Raw genomic sequence first — 16972 nt, forward strand, 5'->3', positions numbered from 1 at the left:
TAAGCTCTTTATGGTAATCATCACCATCTTTATGAGGTTTTTTTGTGAGTAAACGACTTTTACGTTCTGGCTTAATCGTCAGTATCATGACTTTAGTGTCTAGAGTACTCGGTTTAGTCCGTGATGTAGTAGTAGCAAATTTAATGGGTGCAGGGGCATCTGCTGATGTTTTTTTCTTTGCGAATAAAATACCTAATTTTTTACGCCGTTTATTTGCAGAGGGTGCTTTTTCGCAAGCTTTTGTTCCTGTTTTAACTGAATATCATGCCAGTGGTGATGATAATAAAACTAGAGAGCTGATAGCTAAAGCCTCAGGAACGCTTGGGGTTCTTGTTACTATAGTTACCTTCTTTGGTATTATAGGGTCTGGAGCTGTGACAGCACTCTTTGGAGCTGGTTGGTTCATGGACTGGCTTAATGATGGCCCTAACGCCCCTAAATTTGAATTGGCGAGTTTTCTATTAAAAATTACGTTTCCTTATCTCTGGTTTATTACTTTTGTTGCGCTATCCGGAGCAATTTTAAATACACTAGGTAAATTTGCGGTTTCCTCTTTCACGCCAGTCTTTCTAAATATAGCCATTATTGGTTGCGCATATTTTGTCTCACCAAATTTAGAACAACCTGAAATCGGCTTAGCGATTGGTGTGTTCTTAGGTGGATTAATTCAATTTTTGTTTCAAATTCCATTTCTTTATAAAGCAAAAATGTTGGTTCGCCCTAAATGGGGTTGGAATGATCCAGGTGTGAAAAAAATTAGAACCTTGATGATTCCTGCACTATTTGGTGTGTCTGTGAGTCAAATTAACTTATTGTTCGATACTTTTATCGCGAGTTTCTTGGCTACAGGTTCTATTAGCTGGCTTTACTATTCAGATCGTTTATTGGAGTTTCCATTAGGCTTGTTTGGTATTGCGATAGCGACGGTTATCTTACCTGCTCTCTCTCGTCAACATGTGGACTCTAAAGGAGCTGGTTTCTCTAATACGATGGATTGGGGCGTAAGAATGGTGATCTTGCTTGGGATCCCTGCCATGTTAGGTTTAATGGTGCTGGCGAAGCCAATGCTAATGGTGTTATTCATGCGTGGTGAGTTTTCACCTAATGATGTACATAATGCTTCTTTGTCTTTACTGGCCTATGCATCAGGTTTATTGAATTTCATGTTAATCAAAGTATTAGCTCCAGGGTATTACGCTCGCCAAGACACTAAAACCCCTGTTCGCTACGGTATTATTGCGATGGTCACTAATATGTTTTTTAATGCTATTTTTGCTTATTTTTATGGTTATATTGGATTAGCAATGGCGACAGCCTTGTCTGCTCTGGTTAATATGACCTTGCTATATCGTGGTTTACATTTAGCAAACGTCTATAAATTATCAAAAGAAACCTTACTCTTTGTGTTTAAACTCGTACTTTCTGGCTGCGTAATGGGCGCAGTATTACTTTGGTTCATGCCTGAGATGAATGTATGGCTTAAATGGGATTTGTTAAAACGAGTTGTGATGCTGTTTTCTTTCATTGGCTTAGGTGCACTGACCTATTTGATTACTGCAATAATACTTGGTTTACGTCCTCGCCATTTACGTATATCTGCATAAAGTAAGAATTACGTTGTTCAGTGGTTTGGCTAGTAAGATTAGTATATAATTCGTCAGTTTTTTTAAGCAAATAACTTGATATTGAGATAATGGAATTAATCCGAGGCATTCATAATATTACGGCAGACCATCACGGCTGCGTAATGACTATTGGTAATTTTGACGGTGTTCATTTAGGACATCAACAAGTATTACAACAGGTTAAGGCTAAAGCTAAGCAATTAGGTTTGCCATCTGTCGTAATGACATTTGATCCACAACCAATGGAATTTTTTGCTAAAGAGAAAGCGCCTGCTCGATTAACTCGTTTAAGAGATAAGTTTGTTCAACTTAATAAATTAAATATAGAACGTCTGCTTTGTATTAATTTTAATCATAAATTTGCACAGCAAACAGCAGATGAATTTGTTGAACACTTGTTGGTTAAGCTATTGGGTGTTAAGTTTCTGGTAGTTGGTGATGATTTTTGTTTTGGAAAACATCGTCAAGGCAACTTTGAAATGCTACAAAAAGCGGGTGAAAAATACGGCTTTGAAGTAGTGAACACAAAAAGCTTTTGCCTTCAAAAACAGCGAGTCAGTAGCACTGCTATTCGTAATGCACTTGCTGAAGATAGATTAAAAGATGTCGCCACTATGTTAGGGCGAAATTACAGTATTACCGGCCGAGTTTCACATGGTCGAAAATTAGGGCGAACAATAGGTTTCCCTACTGCGAATATTCCATTAAAGCGTTGTGTTTCTCCTGTGTCTGGCGTTTATGTTGTTCAAGCCAAAGACAGCAGTGGTAAACAGTTAGGTGGTGTCGCTAATATAGGCAATCGCCCAACGGTAAATGGCGTTCGTCAACAGCTGGAAGTTCACTTTTTCGATTATAAAGCCAATTTATATGGCCAACAATTGGATGTAGAGTTACTTTGTAAGTTGCGTGATGAGCATAAATTTGAGTCATTTGACGCATTAAAACAACAAATAGAATTAGATTCTCAGGCAGCGCGGGTGTGGCTGTCTGAAAACAGATAACATTTCATTTCGCCCAATGTAACGGAATTAAGAATCGATGAGTGACTATAAAGAAACCTTGAACCTGCCAGAAACAGGATTTCCAATGCGCGGTAACTTGGCTAATCGTGAGCCAGTAATGCTAAAGCGTTGGTATGATGAAGATCTTTACGGCGAGATCCGTAAAGCGAAAAAAGGTAAAAAATCGTTCGTATTACACGACGGTCCTCCTTATGCAAATGGTGACATCCATATTGGTCACGCATTAAACAAGATTCTTAAAGACATTATTATTAAGTCAAAGACACTTTCTGGCTTTGATGCGCCGTACATTCCAGGTTGGGATTGCCACGGTCTGCCAATTGAATTAATGGTAGAGAAGAAAAAAGGCAAGCCTGGTCAAAAAATCTCTGCGGCTGAGTTCCGTGAAGAGTGTCGTAAATATGCGGCAGGCCAAGTTGAAGGGCAAAAAGAAAGCTTTAAGCGTTTAGGTATCATGGGCGAGTGGGATAAACCATACCGCACTATGGATTTTGGTACTGAAGCAAACATTATCCGTTCATTAGGTAAAATTGCAGACCAAGGTCACTTACTTAAAGGTTTCAAACCTGTTCACTGGTGTACAGATTGTGGTTCAGCGCTTGCTGAGGCAGAAGTTGAATACCAAGATAAAGTATCTCCATCTATTGATGTGCGTTTTATTGCTGCAGACGAAGCGGCAACATTAGCAAAATTCAGCACGCCTGAAGGCCATCAAGGTGAAGGTGAAGTATCTGTTGTTATCTGGACAACGACACCTTGGACTCTTCCTGCTAACCGTGCAGTAGCACTGCATGAAGACCTTGAATATGTATTAGTTCAAGTTGAAGCTCGTGGTGAGCAAAAAGCACAACGTCTAATTCTTGCCTCTGAACTAGCAAAATCTGTAATGGATCGCGCGGGTATCGAGCATTTCCATAACTTAGGTTTTGCGAAAGGGTCTGATTTAGAGCTTCTTCAATTCAATCACCCATTCTATGGCTTTACGGTTCCGGCTATCTTAGGCGAGCACGTAACGACAGATTCAGGTACAGGTATTGTTCATACCGCACCTGGTCACGGTCAAGAAGATTTCGTGGTTGGTAAGAAATACGATCTAGAAATTGCAAACCCAGTAGGTTCAAACGGTGTATACCTTCCTGATACTGAACTGTTTGCTGGTCAACACGTATTCAAAGCGAACGATTCAGTTCTTGAAGTGTTAAAAGAGAAAGGTGCATTACTGCATCACCACGCGTACGAGCACAGCTACCCACATTGCTGGAGACACAAAACGCCAATTATCTTCCGTGCAACACCGCAATGGTTCATCTCAATGGATCAAGCGGGTCTTCGTGCAAAAGCATTAGAAGAAGTGAAGAGTGTTGAGTGGATGCCAGAGTGGGGCCAAAACCGTATCGAAGGTATGATCGAAGGTCGTCCTGAGTGGTGTATCTCTCGTCAACGTACTTGGGGTGTTCCAATTGCTTTATTCGTTCATAAAGAAACGTCTGAACTACACCCTAATTCACTAGAGCTAATTGAAAAAGTAGCTAAGCTAGTTGAAGAGAAAGGTATTCAAGCGTGGTGGGATGTAGATGCCGCTGAGCTTATGGGTGAAGATGATGCAACTAAATACGAAAAAGTACTAGATACATTAGACGTATGGTTTGACTCAGGTGTTACTCACTTCTCTGTTGTTGATTCTCGCGAAGAGTATGACTTCCCAGAAGAAAAAGAAGAAAGAACACACAGTGCTGACCTTTACTTAGAAGGTTCAGATCAACACCGTGGTTGGTTCCAATCGTCATTAATTTCTTCTGTTGCAATGAAAGGTAAAGCACCTTACCGCCAAGTACTAACACACGGTTTCGTGGTAGATGGTAATGGCCGTAAGATGTCTAAATCTATCGGTAACGTAGTTGCACCAAAAGACGTAACGAACAAACTAGGCGCAGATATTCTTCGTCTATGGGTTGCTTCAACGGATTACACTAACGAAGTTGCGGTTTCTGATGAAATCCTAAAACGTTCAGCTGATGCATACCGTCGTATTCGTAACACTGCACGTTTCTTCTTAGCGAACTTAAACGGCTTTAACCCAGAAACAGACATCGTTCCTGCTGAAGAAATGGTTGCTCTGGATCGTTGGGCTGTTGGTCGTGCATTTGCTGCACAAGAAGAGATCATTAAGTCTTTTGATGAATACAACCTTCATGAAGTAACTCAGCGTTTGATGCATTTCTGTTCAATCGAAATGGGTTCTTTCTACCTAGACGTAATTAAAGATCGCCAATACACAGCGAAGCAAAGTGGTCACGCTCAACGTAGCTGTCAAACTGCGCTTTACTACATTGTAGAAGCACTTGTTCGTTGGATGGCACCAATCATGTCGTTCACTGCAGATGAAATCTGGAATGAAATGCCAGGTGAGCGCGAGAAATTCGTATTCACAGGTGAGTGGTACCAAGGTCTGTTTGATCTTGCTGAAGGCGAAGAGTTTAATAATGAATTCTGGACTGAAATTCAATCAGTTCGTGCGTCAGTGAACAAACTTCTAGAAACTGCTCGTAGTGAGAAAGTTATCGGTGGTTCACTTCAAGCTGAAGTAACGTTATACGCAGATGATGCATTAGCGGCTAAAATTAACAAACTTGAAGATGAGCTGCGTTTTGTTCTTCTTACATCAAGTGCAACGGTTAAGCCACTAAGCGAAAAAACAGAATCTGCAAAAGCAACAGAGCTTGAAGGTCTGTTTGTGGATGTTGCAGCATCTGAAGCTGCGAAGTGTGAGCGTTGTTGGCACCATGTTGCTGATGTAGGTACTATCGAAGGTCACGAAGAAGTATGTGGTCGTTGTGTATCTAACGTTAGCGGCGAAGGCGAAGAGCGAAAGTTTGCATAATGACTAGCGATAATAAGACATTACCGCTGCTTAAAGAATCAGGACTTCGCTGGCTATGGCTAGCGGGGATCATCTTTATGGCAGACATCAGCATCAAGTTATTTGTGATGAAAGAGATGGGTTATGGTTGGGCAAACCGCATTGAGGTATTGCCATTCTTTAATTTTCTTTATGTTCATAACTATGGTGCTGCATTTAGCTTTTTAAGTGATCAGGCTGGTTGGCAGCGTTGGTTCTTTACTGGCATTGCTGTTGCCGTGTGTAGTTTATTGGGTTATTGGATGCGTAAAGCGCCGCAAACTGACAAACTAAACAACATGGCTTATGCACTGATCATTGGCGGTGCGATTGGTAATGTGTTTGATCGCTTAGTTCATGGTTTTGTCGTGGATTATCTTGATTTTTATTGGGGTAATTACCACTGGCCAGCTTTCAATTTAGCAGATGCTGCAATTTGTATTGGTGCGGGACTTATCATTCTAGATGGTTTTCGTACTGGTAAAAAAGAACAGTAAATAAAAAGAAAGCAAATTAACGCTGCCCGTGAACTCGAGGTGGCGTTTTTTTTAAATACGATATAAAAAATTAGTATTATCTAGGGAAAGAAAATGTCAAAAATTGAAAGTAATAGCGAAGTTACTCTACATTTTACAATAAAACTAAAAGATGGTTCAGTTGCGGACAGTACGCATACTGGAGGAAAGGCAGCAAAATTTACTATGGGCGATGGCAGCCTTAGTGAAAATTTTGAAAAATGTTTATTAGGTTTAGAATCTGAACAATCAAAAAGTATTGAACTGAATGCGGTTGATGCATTTGGTTTACCAAACCCTGATAATATTCATCATATGGATCGTAATCGCTTTGTAGGTGATGCTGCTGCAGAGATTGGGACTATCATGGCGTTCAGTGGTCCAGATGGTATGGATATCCCTGGTATTATTACTGAGATCGCTGGAGATTCAGTAACGGTTGATTTTAATCACCCATTAGCTGGTCAAGATGTTATCTTTGACGTAGAAATTGTAGCAGTTGGTTAATCCAATAAGATATAGAGATAAAAAATGAAAATAGTATTAGCGAACCCTCGTGGGTTTTGTGCCGGTGTTGATCGTGCCATTAGCATTGTTGAACGAGCTCTTGAATTATATGAAGCACCTATTTATGTTCGTCATGAAGTAGTACATAACCGTTTTGTTGTTGAGGGTTTAAAGCAGCGCGGTGCTATTTTTGTTGAAGAATTACATGAAGTCCCTGATGATAATATCGTTATTTTTTCCGCTCACGGGGTTTCTCAAGCTGTGCGAAAAGAAGCGAAAGATCGCGCATTAACTGTGTTTGATGCAACCTGTCCACTAGTCACTAAAGTTCATATGGAAGTAGCGCGCGCAAGTAAGAAAAATATTGAAGTTGTTTTAATTGGTCATGCTGGTCACCCTGAAGTGGAAGGGACAATGGGGCAGTATGCGAGTGATACAGCAGGAATGTATCTGGTTGAAACGCCTGATGACGTTATTAAATTAAAAGTAAAAGACCCATCGAATCTTCACTATGTTAGTCAAACTACCTTATCTGTTGATGAAACTGCTGATGTTATTGATGAATTGCGCCGAGTATTCCCAAAGATCCAAGGACCGCGTAAGGATGATATTTGTTATGCGACACAAAATCGTCAAGATGCGGTGCGAGATATGGCAAACCAAGTTGATGTCATGATAGTTGTCGGTTCTAAAAACTCATCTAACTCAAACCGCTTACGTGAATTGTCTGAGAAATTAGGCACAAAGAGTTACTTGATCGACTGCCCCGAAGAGCTAAAAGAAGAATGGTTAATAAACCAAGCTAGAGTCGGCGTAACAGCAGGGGCCTCTGCACCTGAAGAATTAGTGAATCAAATTATTGAGCAAGTAAAAGCCTTTGGTGGTACTACGGTTGAAGAATTAAACGGTCGTGAAGAAAACATGTTCTTTGAAGTACCAAAAGAGCTACAAATTAAAACTGTGTCTTAGGGCTTCGCATAGCCGAAATTATAAAATTAAGATAGAGTGCAAGGATAGGCATTTTAAAGGAGTAAAAACAAGATGGTAAGAGTAGCAATTGCTGGCGCAGCAGGAAGAATGGGTCGTAATTTAGTTAAAGCCGTTAATAGTTCTCAATTTGCAGAGCTTGCAGCAGCAAGTGAACACCCTGAGTCGAGCTTAATTGGTGTTGATGTTGGTGAAGTGGCAGGCGTTGGAAAATCAGGAATCCTGATTGTCGATGACCTAACTAAGGTTGTAGATGACTTTGATGTAATTATTGATTTTACTCTACCGATTTCAACGCTAAAGAATATAGAGCTTTGTCAAGAGTATAAGAAAGCGATTGTTATTGGTACCACAGGTTTTAGTGAACCAGGTAAAGAGTTGATTGATCAAGCATCGAAAGAGATCTCTATTGTAATGGCTCCTAATTACAGTGTCGGTGTAAATCTAGTATTCAAACTATTAGAAAAAGCCGCAAAAGTGATGGGTGATTATTGTGATATTGAAATTGTAGAAGCACACCATCGTTATAAAATTGATGCACCTTCAGGTACCGCGATTGGTATGGGAGAGGCAATCGCTGGTGCAATGGGTAATAAGCTTGATGACGTTGCTGTTTATGCACGTGAAGGTATTACCGGAGAGAGAACCAAAGATGAAATTGGTTTTGCGACCATTCGTGCGGGTGATATTGTCGGAGAGCATACTGCCATGTTTGCAGATATTGGTGAACGTGTCGAAATTACCCATAAAGCAACGGATAGAATGACGTTTGCTAATGGCGCAGTGAGAGCCTCTCATTGGCTCCATCAGAAATCTCCTGGTTTCTATACTATGCATGATGTTTTAGAGTTAGATAAACTCTAGTATTTATAAAAATTAATGTAATTTTAAGACCAGCTCTTAGTGTTTATCTAAAGCTGGTCTTTTTTATTAAAAGAGTGAAACCTGTCAGAAATTATGCTGATAAGGCATTACTTTTTTTCATACCCCTTAGTCGTATTTTTCATTTCTCATCGACATCGTAGTGTCCTACATTAAATCTGCTAGCCGACAAATAGAGTAATAACTTTAAAATAATTTAGGTGGATTTATGAATAAGGCAAAGTTAACAGTACTGGCATTATCAATGAGCTCAATATCAGTAGGGGTATATGCTCAATCATCAACATCACCTCTTACTCTACAAGATATTCAAAAACAGCATACAGCACAAAGCCAAAGATTAGATAATTATGGGTTACTTATTTCAAATAACTTAGGGTTGGTAAATAAAGCTAATCAAGATATTCAACAGGTGAAATCACAACAAGATCAAACTCAACATAGTCTCTCTCAGTTAGGGAAAAATATTCTAAGTAGTGCCGTCTATCAGCATGATTTAGACGCTAAACAAGACTCTAAAATTGCCTCAAATCAAAAAAATGTTCAGCAGTTGCAAGCTCAAGTGGGGGCCGATGTTGCTAGATTGATGACTCATGAGCAATTGATTAAAGCTAATCAACAAGTCAGCGTAACAAATCAGCAAGCAATATTAGCTAATCAAAAGCAGAATACTCAACAAGCAAAGGGAATTATCTCAAACCAGCAAGGGATTCAGCAGTTGCAAACTCAAGTGGGGGCCGATGTTGCTAGATTGACGACTCATGAGCAATTGATTAAAGCTAATCAACAAGTCAGCGTAACAAATCAGCAAGCAATATTAGCTAATCAAAAGCAGAATACTCAACAAGCAAAGGGAATTATCTCAAACCAGCAAGGGATTCAGCAGTTGCAAACTCAAGCGGGAACTGATGTTGCTAGATTGACGACTCATGAGCAATTGATTAAAGCTAATCAACAAGTCAGCGTAAAAAATCAGCAAGCAATATTAGCTAATCAAAAGCAGAATACTCAACAAGCAAAGGGAATTACCTCAAACCAGCAAGGGGTTCAGCAGTTGCAATCTCAGCAAGCGAAGTTAGAACAAACCTCGATAACAAACAATAGTCTTATCGTATCCAATCAACAAGACGTGACTCAACTTCAACAGTCAAACAAAAAAATATATTAGATACGGCAAAGATAAATACTCAACGTATGACAGAGAATAAAAGCATGATTAAGAAAGGTCAGGCTCGTATTACTCATAATGAAGAATCCGTTAATGCGCTTGGGGAGCGTGTAGATAAAAGTACACAGTTAGTTACCAATAACCATGAAGCCATCCATAAGATTCAAGGAAATGAGCAACATAATTCACAATTGATTGTTTCGAATACCCAAGGGGTAAAAGCCAATACGCAGCATGTCTCTGAGAATAAAGAAGCGATTCATTTACAGCAATCAATAGCCTTGAAAGATGAGCAATTAATGTCAGCTAATAGTCATGCCATTAAACAGGAGCAGCGCGATATTACAACGAACAGCGATGCAATCGCCCGTAATCAAACTGAAATTAAAGGTCTTCGTAAAGACATGGAAAATATGGCAAAAAATATTGATGGAGCTTATGCCGAATCCGCTGCATTTGCAGGATTGGTTGACCCATATGGTGTAGGCAATATCGCAGTGACCGCTGCTCTGGGGTATCACGGAGATGCAGAAGCCGTAGCTGTAGGAATTGGTGAGCGCTTTAATGAAAACCTGACGGCAAAATTGGGTGGGGCATATGATACCGCGACTGATTCTATGAGTGCTTATGCTGGGATTGGGTACGAATTTTAAATCTTAATTTTTGCTTGCTCTAACATCACAAGGATGTGTTTTATTTCTTATTAGATAGTAGACTCTAATCTTGTATTATTTAGGTGGTTTTCATCAGTTCTTGTTGAGTTAGTTTTTATGTTTATTTAAGGATAATTAATGCGTAACTATAAACTGTTACAGGCGCTTGCTTCTATTTTAGAGACTACAAACCTTACTGAGAGTGCGAAACAATTGAATGTTACGCAATCTGCGATGAGTAAAACGTTAGCTCATATAAGAATTGAATTTTCTGATCCTATTTTAATAAGAGAAGGGAATAGTTTGGTGCTAACGAAGCGTGCTCAGCACTTAAAAGCCAAACTTCCCCAACTTTTACAACAATTAGAAGCGCTATATTCTCCTCAAGAGATAGAACCAAGAACCATAGAAAGAACATTTATCATTGGCTTTAATGAATATGTTGCACCAACAATACTTCCTCATATTTGTGCAAAAATGGAAAAAGAGTCACCTTATTCAATGATTGAATGCCAGCTTTGGAAAACAGAGCAATTTGATTCATTAGTGACTACACCGATTGATCTCGTTGCGACTATAGCTAATGACATACCTGACAATATTTACGGTAAGTCGATGGGGCAAGACCAATTTGTGGTTATGATGTGTGCTCAGCACCCTAAGGCTCAATCTTCTTTTAGTTTAGATGACTTAGCTGATGCTAGGCATATTTTAGTCAGTGGTATCGTAGATAGAAGGCAAGAGGTTGATGCATTACTGTCACCAACCGGGAAAAAACGCAAGACATTTGCTGTCGTTCCGTCTTTTTTATCTGCAGTACAATCATTGAAATTGACTCAGGCTATTATGGTTACACCAACTCACATAGCAGCGCAATATGTCGATAATTATGACCTTGTCATCAAACCATTACCTATTGATATTCCAGAACACGACTACTATTTATTGTGGCATGCGAAGTATCAAAATGATCAAGAGCATCGATGGTTTAGAAATCTTGTATTCCCTCTCCTTCAAGATAATTTAGCCAGTGCAATAGAAAAAGGAAAAGTGCTATTACAGCGTGTTCTTTAACTGTTTTTATTCGCTATCTTCAATTCTTTCTTTTCTCTTATATTTTCTTGGTATTGAGCAATGCGATTCATATAAAGGATATATGAATCGCATTGCCAAAAATCACTTCTTCTTATTGAGTCGATAAATAATACGTTTTTATCGTCATGACTTCTTTGCTTTCTTTTATAGCTAGACTTCAGTGTCTAATTCTATCTGTTTTTCAATTTATTTATGCTTACCTATAATTAATCACTTTTTATTCACGTATATGCCACTGTATACAAAGGATTGTCGTGTTTTTTCTTTTGTTCTTCATTGTATTAAAGGTGATTTCTTTGCTGATTTTGATTTTGATTTTAGCGTCTACCCATTGCTTTTTCTCTGAGGTGGCTATTTTTCCGTGTTTTTTACTTATTTTATCGTTTGCTTTGTTTTAAATAGTAAATTCAATAACTGTGAAAAGTGTAAATATGCATCAAATTCGTTTTTGTATGAAATGTCGACAATTAAGATGACTTAAGTGAAAATTTTAGTCTTTAAAAGTTGTTTTTGCCTTGAGTTGCCTAAAAAAGTCATTTTTAAATGTGTTTTTTATTGACAGATATCATATAGATCTCTAAAATTTCGCCAATTTGTCAAAATTCGTACTTGAAGTTAGAATTTTGGTTCTAAAAAAAACAACTTTGCATTACTATGCTGTAAGGTTGAATGTTTATTATGTTTGGAGGTTGTCTTGAGTAAATCAGCGCTGTTAGTCCTAGAAGATGGGACAGTGTTCCGCGGTCAATCGATTGGAGCAGATGGCTCGGCCGTTGGTGAAGTCGTTTTTAATACCTCGATGACGGGGTACCAAGAAATTCTTACTGATCCTTCCTATTCTCAACAAATCGTTACTCTTACTTATCCTCACATTGGCAATACCGGAATCAATTCCGAAGATGAAGAATCTTCTTCTATCCACGCTCAAGGCCTTGTGATTCGCGATCTTCCTCTTCTAGCTTCAAACTTCCGCAGTGAACAAACTCTTTCTGAATATCTTAAATCTCAAAATATCGTCGGCATTGCTGATATCGATACGCGTAAGCTGACTCGAATTTTGCGTGAGAAAGGCGCTCAGAATGGTTGTATCGTTGCTGGCAATAACCTAGATGAAGCATTTGCACTTGCTCAAGCAAAAGAGTTCCCAGGTCTTAAGGGAATGGACTTAGCGAAAGAAGTAACGACTTCAGAAGCTTACCAATGGAAGCAAGGTTCTTGGACACTGACTGGCGGTCTGCCAGAAGAGAAAGCGGACAGCGAATTACCATTCCACGTTGTTGCTTACGATTTCGGTGCAAAACGTAACATCTTACGCATGTTAGTTGACCGCGGTTGTCGTCTAACGGTTGTTCCTGCTCAAACTTCAGCTGAAGAAGTGTTAGCAATGAATCCAGATGGCGTATTCCTATCAAATGGCCCTGGTGATCCAGCTCCATGTACTTACGCTATCGAAGCAACAAAAGTGTTCCTAGAAAAAGGCTTACCAATCTTTGGTATCTGTCTTGGTCACCAAATTCTTGCTCTAGCATCAGGCGCTCAAACAGTAAAAATGAAGTTTGGTCACCACGGTGCAAACCACCCAGTTAAAGATTTGGATCGTGATGTGGTTATGATTACTGCACAGAACCACGGTTTTGCTGTGGATGAAGAAACACTGCCTGAAAATCTTCGTGCAACACACAAATCACTGTTTGATGGCACGTTACAAGGTATTCATCGCACAGACAAACCAGCATTCAGCTTCCAAGGTCACCCAGAAGCAAGCCCTGGCCCACATGATGCAGCGCCATTGTTTAACCATTTCATTGAATTGATTCAGCAGCATAAAGCTTAATTCGGAGTAGTAATAAGATGCCAAAACGTACTGACATTAAAAGCGTTCTAATTCTAGGTGCAGGCCCAATCGTAATCGGCCAAGCATGTGAATTTGACTACTCTGGTGCACAAGCGTGTAAAGCACTTCGTGAAGAAGGCTACCGCGTTATTCTTGTGAACTCTAATCCAGCAACAATCATGACTGACCCAGACATGGCTGATGCAACGTACATTGAACCTATCCATTGGGAAGTGGTTCGTAACATCATTGAAAAAGAGCGTCCAGATGCAGTTCTACCTACTATGGGTGGCCAAACAGCATTGAACTGTGCGCTTGATTTAGAAAAGCACGGCGTGCTTGCTGAGTTCGGTGTTGAGATGATTGGTGCAACGGCTGATGCAATTGATAAAGCAGAAGACCGTTCACGCTTCGATAAAGCAATGAAGTCAATCGGTCTTGAGTGTCCAACGGCTGATACTGCAAAGACAATGGAAGAAGCTTACAAAGTTCTTGAGATGGTAGGCTTCCCTTGTATCATTCGTCCATCATTTACGATGGGTGGTACGGGCGGTGGTATCGCGTATAACAAAGAAGAATTTGAAGAAATCTGTCGTGGTGGTTTGGATCTTTCTCCAACCAACGAGCTTTTAATCGATGAATCATTGATCGGTTGGAAAGAGTACGAGATGGAAGTGGTTCGTGATAAAAACGACAACTGTATTATCGTATGTACGATTGAAAACTTTGATGCAATGGGCATTCATACGGGTGATTCAATCACCGTGGCTCCAGCGCAAACGCTAACAGATAAAGAATTTCAACTAATGCGTAACGCATCTCTAGCAGTACTGCGTGAGATTGGTGTTGAAACGGGCGGCTCAAACGTACAGTTTGGTATCAACCCGAAAGATGGGCGTATGGTTGTTATCGAGATGAACCCACGTGTATCACGTTCATCAGCTCTAGCGTCTAAAGCAACGGGTTTCCCTATTGCAAAAATCGCAGCGAAACTTGCGATTGGTTATACGCTTGATGAGTTAATGAATGACATCACTGGTGGTGCAACTCCAGCATCATTTGAACCAACAATCGATTATGTTGTTACTAAGATCCCTCGTTTTAACTTCGAAAAATTCGCAGGTGCTAACGATCGTCTAACAACACAAATGAAATCAGTTGGTGAAGTTATGGCTATCGGTCGTAACCAACAAGAGTCATTACAAAAAGCACTTCGTGGCCTAGAAGTTGGCGCGGATGGTTTTGATGAAATGGTTGATCTTGATGCACCTGATGCATTAACTAAGATCCGTCACGAATTAAAAGACGCAGGTGCTGAACGTATCTGGTACATCGCCGATGCATTCCGTGCTGGTATGTCAGTTGATGGTGTATTTAACTTAACTAACGTTGACCGTTGGTTCTTAGTTCAAATCGAAGATTTAGTTAAGATGGAAGCTGAAGTTAAAGCGGGCGGTTTCGCTAGCTTAACAGCAGACAAACTTCGTCAACTAAAACGCAAAGGTTTTGCTGATGCTCGTTTATCTAAACTATTAGGTGTAGCTGAAAGTGAAATTCGTCGTCTTCGTGACCAATATGACATTCACCCTGTCTACAAGCGTGTAGATACATGTGCCGCTGAGTTCTCTTCAGATACGGCTTACATGTACTCATCTTATGATGAAGAGTGTGAAGCAAACCCAACAGATAAAGATAAGATCATGATCTTAGGCGGAGGTCCAAACCGTATCGGCCAAGGTATTGAGTTTGACTACTGTTGTGTACATGCATCATTAGCACTTCGTGAAGATGGCTACGAAACAATCATGGTTAACTGTAACCCTGAAACTGTTTCTACTGATTACGATACGTCTGACCGTCTGTACTTCGAACCAGTAACACTGGAAGATGTATTAGCTATTGTTCGTATTGAAAAACCAAAAGGTGTTATCGTTCAGTACGGTGGTCAAACACCACTTAAACTGGCTCGTGCGCTTGAAGCGGCTGGTGTTCCAATTATTGGTACAAGCCCAGACGCTATCGACCGTGCAGAAGACCGTGAGCGTTTCCAAGTTGCTGTAGACCGTCTAGGCCTTCTACAACCAGAAAATGCAACCGTAACTACAATGGAACAAGCGATTGAAAAATCTCGTGAAATCGGTTTCCCATTAGTTGTTCGTCCTTCTTATGTTCTTGGTGGTCGTGCGATGGAAATCGTATACGATGAGCAAGACTTACGTCGTTACTTCAATGAAGCGGTTAGTGTTTCAAATGAATCTCCAGTACTTCTTGATAGCTTCCTTGATGATGCAATCGAAGTTGATGTAGATGCAATTTGTGACGGTGAACAAGTGGTTATCGCTGGTATCATGGAACACATCGAGCAAGCGGGCGTTCACTCCGGTGATTCAGCATGTTCTCCTTCCTGCTTATACATTAAGTGAAGAAATCCAAGATGTGATGCGTGACCAAGTACGCAAGCTAGCATTCGAGCTAGGTGTACGTGGCTTAATGAACACACAGTTTGCTGTTAAAGATAACGAAGTTTACTTAATTGAAGTGAACCCACGTGCTGCACGTACGGTTCCATTCGTATCTAAAGCAACAGGTGCGCCAGTTGCTAAGATTGCTGCACGTGTAATGGCTGGCCAATCTCTAGAGTCACAAGGCTTTACGAAAGAGATTATCCCACCTTACTTCTCAGTAAAAGAAGTGGTATTACCGTTCAACAAGTTTCCTGGTGTTGACCCATTGTTAGGTCCTGAAATGCGCTCAACGGGTGAAGTTATGGGTGTTGGTACAACATTTGCTGAAGCATTTGCTAAAGCAGAATTAGGTTGTAGCAAAGAATACCCAGAAGGCGGTCGTGCATTACTTTCTGTTCGTGAAGGCGATAAGAAACGTGTAGTTGATTTAGCAAAACACCTTATTAAAATTGGTTACCAACTCGATGCAACGCACGGTACTGCTGTGATTCTTGGTGAGGCAGGCATTAATCCCCGTCTAGTAAACAAGGTACACGAAGGTCGCCCTCACATTCTTGACCGTATCAAGAATGGCGAATATACCTACATCGTAAATACGGCATCTGGTCGTCAAGCGATTGAAGATTCAAAACTTCTTCGCCGTGGTGCACTTGCAGCTAAAGTGAACTACACAACAACGCTAAATGCAGCATTTGCTAGCTGTTTAGCACATGAAGCGGATGACCGTAATACGGTTAACTCGGTTCAAGAGTTACACGCGAAAGTAGCAGCTAAATACGCTTAATAGTGCTGAGAGTTAACACTACAAGTAACACTTTATTGTGAAATAGAAAAAGCCCGAAGAATAAATATTCTTCGGGCTTTTTATGATTATAAGATTAACCCGTCTTCTAAAAGTAACGCTCTTAGTTGCTCAACTCGTTTTTTGTTAACGCCAAAGTCTGAATGTCCAGTGCGAGATTCAGAGCGAACGATGAGTGTATTCTCAGAGACACGTAATTCTAGGTCATCAACAAAGCGAAAAACTAAGCTCGTGCATTCGATATGAGCATAATCATTATCTAGCTTAACCACTTTTGCACCTTTGAGTTGTTTAGCAATAGCAGCAATAGCTTCCATACTTGCAGACTCAGTCAATATAAATGGAACTGCAGAAAAGGCTTCTCGTTCATCTAAAGTTGAAATGCAATTAGGCTTATCGCCACAAACAGTGGTGGATTTATCTATCATGGTTTCAGTCCTTTGGCTGCATGCAGAAAGAAACAAAGCACTTAGTGCAACAATTGATAATTTTTTCATAGAGATAAACTTCTTTTTAGA

General features: G+C 40.1%; 12 protein-coding genes and 1 pseudogene. 12 read left to right on the plus strand and 1 reads right to left on the minus strand.

Translation table 11 applies throughout. The features are described from left to right. The first annotated feature begins 44 nt into the window (after positions 1 to 44). The 12 genes and pseudogenes from murJ to carB all read left to right on the plus strand — a co-directional run bounded on the left by murJ (position 45) and on the right by carB (position 16436). Positions 45 to 1604: a murein biosynthesis integral membrane protein MurJ gene (gene murJ / locus ACU5DF_RS21325; protein ID WP_446714091.1), complete on the plus strand. Its 1560-nt coding sequence runs from the start codon at positions 45 to 47 to the stop codon at positions 1602 to 1604. A gap of 89 nt (positions 1605 to 1693) precedes the next feature. After that, positions 1694 to 2626, plus strand: coding sequence for a bifunctional riboflavin kinase/FAD synthetase (gene ribF / locus ACU5DF_RS21330; protein WP_446714092.1), 933 nt, complete (start codon positions 1694 to 1696; stop codon positions 2624 to 2626). Positions 2627 to 2663: 37 nt separating this feature from the next. After that, complete coding sequence (gene ileS / locus ACU5DF_RS21335; RefSeq protein ID WP_446714093.1) at positions 2664 to 5528, plus strand: isoleucine--tRNA ligase; 2865 nt, start codon at positions 2664 to 2666, stop codon at positions 5526 to 5528. After that, entirely contained in the window at positions 5528 to 6043 is a 516-nt protein-coding gene (gene lspA, locus ACU5DF_RS21340) for a signal peptidase II (protein ID WP_446714094.1), read from the plus strand. Before ileS ends, lspA begins: the two co-directional genes overlap by 1 nt. 93 nt (positions 6044 to 6136) lie before the next feature. Next, complete coding sequence (gene fkpB / locus ACU5DF_RS21345) at positions 6137 to 6568, plus strand: FKBP-type peptidyl-prolyl cis-trans isomerase (RefSeq protein WP_446714095.1); 432 nt, start codon at positions 6137 to 6139, stop codon at positions 6566 to 6568. Positions 6569 to 6592: 24 nt separating this feature from the next. Next, positions 6593 to 7537: a 4-hydroxy-3-methylbut-2-enyl diphosphate reductase gene (ispH, locus tag ACU5DF_RS21350; protein ID WP_446714096.1), complete on the plus strand. Its 945-nt coding sequence runs from the start codon at positions 6593 to 6595 to the stop codon at positions 7535 to 7537. Positions 7538 to 7609: 72 nt separating this feature from the next. After that, positions 7610 to 8419 carry a 4-hydroxy-tetrahydrodipicolinate reductase gene (dapB, locus tag ACU5DF_RS21355; protein WP_446714097.1) on the plus strand — a complete coding sequence of 270 codons (810 nt, stop codon included), beginning with the start codon at positions 7610 to 7612 and terminating at the stop codon, positions 8417 to 8419. 226 nt (positions 8420 to 8645) lie between these two features. Further along, positions 8646 to 9605, plus strand: coding sequence for a hypothetical protein (locus ACU5DF_RS21360; RefSeq protein ID WP_446714098.1), 960 nt, complete (start codon positions 8646 to 8648; stop codon positions 9603 to 9605). Positions 9606 to 9631: 26 nt separating this feature from the next. Beyond that, a complete protein-coding gene (locus ACU5DF_RS21365) occupies positions 9632 to 10258 on the plus strand; it encodes a YadA C-terminal domain-containing protein (RefSeq protein ID WP_446714099.1) in 627 nt (208 codons plus the stop codon). Between the two features lie 138 nt (positions 10259 to 10396). Beyond that, complete coding sequence (locus tag ACU5DF_RS21370) at positions 10397 to 11332, plus strand: LysR family transcriptional regulator (protein WP_446714100.1); 936 nt, start codon at positions 10397 to 10399, stop codon at positions 11330 to 11332. 715 nt (positions 11333 to 12047) lie between these two features. After that, on the plus strand, positions 12048 to 13187 hold the full coding sequence (gene carA, locus ACU5DF_RS21375) for a glutamine-hydrolyzing carbamoyl-phosphate synthase small subunit (RefSeq protein ID WP_446714101.1): 1140 nt from the start codon (positions 12048 to 12050) through the stop codon (positions 13185 to 13187). Positions 13188 to 13204: 17 nt separating this feature from the next. After that, positions 13205 to 16436, plus strand: a pseudogene (gene carB, locus ACU5DF_RS21380) (carbamoyl-phosphate synthase large subunit). Positions 16437 to 16522: 86 nt separating this feature from the next. On the opposite strand, the gene ACU5DF_RS21385 reads toward carB, so the two are convergent. Further along, positions 16523 to 16951, minus strand: coding sequence for a DUF1499 domain-containing protein (locus ACU5DF_RS21385; RefSeq protein ID WP_446714102.1), 429 nt, complete (start codon positions 16949 to 16951; stop codon positions 16523 to 16525). Positions 16952 to 16972 lie beyond the last annotated feature (21 nt).

This window comes from Aliivibrio wodanis (genome assembly GCF_052920805.1).